The following is a 5,872-nucleotide window of genomic DNA, read 5'->3' on the forward strand; positions in this document are numbered from 1 at the left end:
CTTAAGGAGGAGTGTTGGGCAGGAATCAGGGAATCTTGAGGTGAAAACCCGGAGTCTGTCTGTGAAACTTGCTCCCCACCCCGGTATTACCCCCAAAATCCACTCACATGCACGGAATCACCGTGGGGGGGGGGCAATTAAGGAATTGAAATTTGAATTTATTAGTGTTATCATCTTGGAACAGCGGGAGTTTTTGTGTTTTCCCGTGTTGATTTCCGAAGCGGTACTGTTTAAAGAGAATTAAAAAAAACATGTTGACACTTCGGTGTCTTTTGGTGTAAAGTTAGTTAACGATGATGGATGATGTTCAGATTGTACATAAATATTTGGAAACAATTCATAAGGAGGATTTTTCATTATGAAGTTACGTAACTTGATTTTTTCATTGTTCTTAGCGATAGGAGCAATTGGTTTTGTTGCCTGTGAGGGTGATCGAGGGCCCGCAGGCCCTCAAGGGCCTCCGGGGGAGCCGGGGGAAGAAGGGGAGCCGGGGGAAGGAGGTGGTGCCGGATCTGTTGAGTACAATTATCCCTTCTTGATGAACTGGGGAAAACCGTCGGGAAAGATGGCTTGTGACGATCCTTTGCTTACGGAAACAGGGCAGTTTCCTGGACCTGAACTTAAAGCTCTGCCTGTTGGTACCCAAACACAACGGACGGCGTTAGTAACGGCGGCAGCTGGCAATGAAACTACTGCTAATGGGTATGTTGAGATAGCGTGTAACGCTAATGTTTTTGATCTGGTTAATCCCGACCTTAATGGAGACGGGACGGGCGATCTCTTGAGTCCCGCCGGCACCGACGTCGCTCCTACCTTGGTTTTTATAAAAAGTCACAGAGGAGGGGATGCAGCAGCGGTACCGCAAGAAGGTACTAAAGCAGCTACCTCTGGTATAGCTGGTGTAAGAATAACGGAGCAGAAGAGCTTTACTGCAGGGATGTTTTTTGCTGATATGGATGCAAGAGGAGGTTCTGACGAGGCTATTCAAAGGGGTCAGTTGCATCATGACTGCGGTGTGGGCACTGCGCCGGGGAGTATAGAAGGCCAGTGGCGTGCGGTGAGTATAACGAATATATCGCAGAACACTCAGATTGGCAGCAATGGTTTAGAGGTGCCTCTTGCAAATTCAATGGTAACGAGAACGACCAATAAAGTCTGCCTCAGGCTTGATTCTCTGCCGGGTGCTGTAAAGTGCTACGTTAAGAAGCAAACGGTTGTGAACGATGGCACTACCGCGGCTGTGGCAGGAAGCGTAGCTGCTGGAGTTATGGCTAGCGATACGGAGGAGATCATCATTTATGGAGATGGTACTAATTCTATGCGAGTTATGCCACATCCCGCAGCTACTACGGCGGCGACTAATCCAGGGAAACTGAATCCTGTTGCAGCCACTCTAGACGAGCAATTTATTGGCAATGCAAATGATTTTACAGGAGCGAAGCTCTGCAACCTGTTTAGAGAGGCTGCTCCTGCTCCATAAGCGGGCACGGAGCACGGAACAGTAGAGCAACAACAAAGGTTTAGTTGTTAAGTTTCTCTCTACCGATGTTCATTCTGGCATGGCGTACCAACTCTTGGTGCGCCATGCTTTTTTGGTGTGCCGAACATAACCGGCAGTTTGGAAGTGCAAGCCTTCTGTACAGGAATTCCCACTAGAAGCTTACCGGGCTGAGGTTAGCAAACAAACTTCGGTTTTTCGAGATTCCACAGTATTCAGTGCTTCTGATTCTGCACAGAAAACAGTTTTTCTCCATTGAGAACACCGGGTTCAGACCATTTTCTTTACCCATATCAATCCCTGCGCACACCTCTCCCCCACCCGCCAAAGCAAGTTCCCAGATATTTCGAGAATACAGAGACTGTACTTTCTCATCATGTATCGAAAAGTTCTATACTGCTTCTGTAACCTTTATTGCCCTGTACAAAAATTCCCAGCTCTCAAGAACGTGTTCCATGAACATGCTCCGTACCTTGTTCCTGAGACATTTGAGCCTCTCCATCTTCTCCAACGCACACAGAAACAGCCCACAGCACCTCATCTCTATCTGATCAATCAGAAAAGCAAGCAGCAGATTGCCGAACACACCCGAAAGATGCTTGTTCTCGTGCCCGAAGTTGTGCTCAAAATGATACTCCTGATTCTTAAGCGTATTGAAGGTCTCGTTCTCTATCCGCCACCTCGCTCGCCCCGCCCTCATTATCTTCATCAGATTCTTCTCTTCAAGCTCAATGTCCGTAACCCAGGACTTCCTGTTTTCCTCAGCAGGTTTATACTTTTGTAAGTTCTCCTTTTGCGAAGTTTTTGTTGAACTGCACTCCTTTTTCAAGCAAGGTGCATGCTGCGTAGAGAAGGCGGTCTGCCACGAAGTGCAGGGTTCTGCAGTGACCGTGTCCCCGCTTGCGAAATGCGGCATATTTGGCCTTGCTTACCGGATCATGCTGGACTGCTATGCGAGTCTTCCCAGAGAAACTCTCCTTCGGGTAACACGTCTGCTTTTTTTCCGTCTGCTTGGTTGCCGGGGTGCAACCACACAAGTTGCGAAACGACCTGTAGTCGCGTCGGCACACCAGTTCGTAGGTTTCGCCGAATATGGCAGCAAGGGCAACCCTGCCTACGCTTGGAAACCAATTCAGGATTTCAACATCGCTCGGTTTTGCCTTCCCTTGCCGACAATCTTTTTTGCTAAACGAACGGATGCAGCGCTCAATCTGCCTTTCTGTTTCTTTACCTTCATACGCTCGACAACGCTTGTTATACGCATAATACGTCCTTGCAAGATTGCTTGGGAGACATTCATTTCCTTTGAGCGAAGGACTTGTAGGATTACCTTGGCACACCTCGCGGCCACGGGGATGGGAACATGCTGCCGCAGTTCAAGGAACCATGGATGGAAAACATCGTCTGCAGCCTCTTCAAACTGAGGATAATACCTCCACAGCTGACCGCGCATGTGCACAACTGCTTATTCCGTGAACACCAATTCTATTGCGCTAGGGAAAGCCTTGGAAGGGGAAAAGGTAATGACATAGCTACAAAACCTTCGTAGTGAGCCAGTGGGTTCGAGTTCCATCCGGTAAAGGGACACAGTCAGCCAAATGGAGACGAGTTTTGTATGGTGCGAGGTAACGTGCGCCGTGAAGCGTACGCATTCCTACCGCAACCTTCGCGGCAGTTGGGATGGTGAATCTGGTTGCCAAAAGACAGAAAAAGCTCGTGAACCGCCAACGTTGACCGGGAAAACGGTTCCGTCTTCAGATCGGTTCAGGAAAAATCTGGAATCCGGTCCCAAAAACTCTCCGCTTGCTCTTTTATGAGATATGCGGGCTAGGCAATAATCTTTGCAAGCACTACAGGCCCCACACCTAGAACAGAGCGGAGTATCTCAATATCGGTTGGCGTTTGCTCTCGGTCTTGAGCTTTGAGTTCATGGTCTCAACAACCCGTTTGATGGAATTTTCGGTCTCCCTTATCTGGCGGTCTGTCACTTTCATTCGTTCAATGATCGTCCTTATGTGCCCAATACAACTCTGTACGGTTGCCTCGTTGAGCTCTATCTTCTTGCCGCGCAATATCCTCAGCAATTCCTCCGCGTCAATGCGCTTCACTCTGTTGCGTCCAAGAAGATTCTCTACCGTTGAGACTCTTTTTCTTTTTGCCGCTTCAGGACAAGGAATAAACTCCCATAGCTCCAGGTGCCATGGCCTTACCTTTTTGCCAATAAGCTCGCCAAACTGGGGATAATCCCTCCAGAGCACAGAGCAGTCCGCAGTTGACTGCGCATGGGCACGACTGCTTATTTCGATAAAAATGAGCACCAATTCTGTTGTGCTAGGGAAAGCCTTGGGATGGGAAAAGTAGGCGTGGTACCGGAAAGCGAATCAATAACCTGAAGGAAAAAAGGCAATTGGAGTCACTGCCCACAAACTTCCCGGAACTATTTACGCGGTGCTCAGGGACATGAAGCCTTATTATGACCCAGAGGTGTATTATGAAACCCTGATGGTCAAGTGCAGCGGTCCGCAGTGAATCAGGATGCTGAAGAAACACGGTGTGGTGTTCGATAAAGAGACCGAGTTGCGGGAGGCGTTGGGCACAATCCGATCACAACATAACCGGTAAGTGGATGCGGTCTGGCTTCGGACCTTATAAGGGGTCCACTTCTGACCGCAAGACTACCATCTGTTGCTCGTTCAAATGACGCGCCCTGAAACAGCGCTGTCGCGTTGCGGGATTGCTCTGGTTACCTTAGCGTATAATTTTACGGCAAGTGAAAAAGGGTAATGGTATAATATTCCCTTCATGAGTTCACAGACCCCCCTTATGAGCCAGTACCTGAGCGTAAAAAGGGAGTATTCAGATGCCATACTCCTTTTCAGGTTAGGGGATTTCTACGAGATGTTCTACGACGACGCGAAAACCGCGTCGGAAATACTCGGAATAGCACTCACTGCGAGGGACCGTTCCAAAAAAAATCCTGTGCCTCTCTGCGGAGTTCCCTTCCACAGCGCGGAGCCCCACATATCAAAGCTTCTCGGAAGCGGAAAGAAAGTGGCAATCTGCGAACAGGTGGGCGACCCGAAGAAAACAAGAGGGCTCGTGGAGAGGAAGGTCGTCAGGGTTCTTACCCCCGGAGCAGTTCTTGACTCGGAGAACCTCGAATCAAAAAGCAACAATTTCCTCGCGTGCGTGGCCGAAGAGAAAAACGGCTTCGCGCTTTGCTTCTGCGACATCTCGACAGGGGAGTTCAGGACGTCTTTTTTCCGCTCGCCTGAAGATCTTCTCTCCGAGCTTGCCAGTATCGACCCAAGGGAAATTCTGATCCCGGATTCCGGCACGGAACCTCCCTGGCTTAAATCCCTGCTCGACGCAAGTCCCCGCACTCTCGTGACGAAGGTTGATTCCTGGAAGTGGGAGCTTGAGAGGTGCGGGGAAATTCTAAGGGACGGATTCGCGGTTCTTACCCTCGAAGCGCTTGAGATCGAAAAATACCCCGGATGCGTCTGTGCCTGCGGAGCGCTTTTCGATTATCTTCGGGAAACCCAGAAGGGCTTCATGCCGGAAGTGGAGTTCCCGAAGTACTACGACACGGTCGACTACATGAAAATAGACGAGTGGACCGCGAAGAACCTTGAGCTTCGAAGCTCGACCGAAGGCTCGCAGAGACATTCCCTTCTGGGAATAATGGGCGAGACCCGCTCTCCAATGGGCGCGAGGCTTCTTCGCCGCTGGATGAGCTACCCGCTGCTTGACGCAGAAGAGATACGCAAAAGGCAGGAGGCCACAGAAGAACTGCTTGAGAGCCTCTCCGCGAGAGAAGAGCTTATGGAGGCGCTCGGGAAGGTCGGGGATCTCGAGAGACTGATCCACAGGGTCGAGACCCCTTCCGCAAGACCCAGGGACCTTGCCTCGCTTCGGGATTCCTCTTTTTACGCGGAAAGACTCCGCGACGCCATGTCGGATCTCGGTTCGGAGGCTCTTGTCTCCCTTCGGGAGAGGATGGATGATTTCCGCGACCTCCGCGGCTACCTCGAGGGCGCCCTTGTTGACGCGCCGCCCGTTTTCGCGCGGGAGGGAGGGGTTATAAGGGAAGGGTTCTCCCCAGAGCTTGACCGCCTGCGCAAGATCCAGAGCGACGGGCGGAAGTGGATATCTGCACTTGAGGGGCGGGAGAGGGAGAGAACGGGGATAGCCAAGCTCAAGATCGGGTACAACAGGGTGTTCGGCTACTACATCGAGGTTACAAAGTCCAAGCTTTCCTCGGTGCCCGAGGATTACTCAAGAAGACAGACCCTGGCGGGAAGCGAACGCTTCACCTCCCCCGAGCTAAAGGAATACGAAGAACAGATACTCACCGCGGCGGAGCGCATAACC

5 protein-coding genes are annotated in these 5,872 nt (G+C 50.8%); 3 read left to right on the forward strand and 2 right to left on the reverse strand.

Features of this window, described 5'->3' with window-relative positions:
- Both OXG10_07760 and OXG10_07765 read left to right on the forward strand, forming a co-directional pair.
- A partial coding sequence (locus OXG10_07760) for a hypothetical protein (GenBank protein MCY3827250.1) occupies nucleotides 1-244 on the forward strand: 244 nt, incomplete at its 5' end.
- Between the two features lie 114 nt (nucleotides 245-358).
- On the forward strand, nucleotides 359-1,480 hold the full coding sequence (locus OXG10_07765) for a hypothetical protein (GenBank protein MCY3827251.1): 1,122 nt from the start codon (nucleotides 359-361) through the stop codon (nucleotides 1,478-1,480).
- A 409-nt stretch (nucleotides 1,481-1,889) separates the two neighbouring features.
- On the opposite strand, the gene OXG10_07770 is transcribed toward OXG10_07765, so the two are convergent.
- Entirely contained in the window at nucleotides 1,890-2,327 is a 438-nt protein-coding gene (locus OXG10_07770) for a hypothetical protein (GenBank protein ID MCY3827252.1), read from the reverse strand.
- Between the two features lie 1,036 nt (nucleotides 2,328-3,363).
- The gene (locus OXG10_07775; GenBank protein ID MCY3827253.1) at nucleotides 3,364-3,816 is read right to left on the reverse strand and encodes a hypothetical protein; all 453 of its coding nucleotides are present in this window, start codon (nucleotides 3,814-3,816) and stop codon (nucleotides 3,364-3,366) included.
- 484 nt (nucleotides 3,817-4,300) lie between these two features.
- Here OXG10_07775 and mutS point away from each other — a divergent pair.
- On the forward strand, nucleotides 4,301-5,872 hold a 1,572-nt coding region (gene mutS, locus OXG10_07780), incomplete at its 3' end, for a DNA mismatch repair protein MutS (GenBank protein MCY3827254.1).

The sequence above is a fragment of the Candidatus Dadabacteria bacterium genome (assembly GCA_026706695.1).
In the GTDB taxonomy this organism is placed as follows: domain Bacteria; phylum Desulfobacterota_D; class UBA1144; order Nemesobacterales; family Nemesobacteraceae; genus Nemesobacter.

Coding starts and splice junctions, on each gene's coding strand:
- OXG10_07765 (MCY3827251.1), top strand. CDS start 359: ATGAAGTTACGTAACTTGATTTTTTCATTGTTCTTAGCGATAGGAGCA.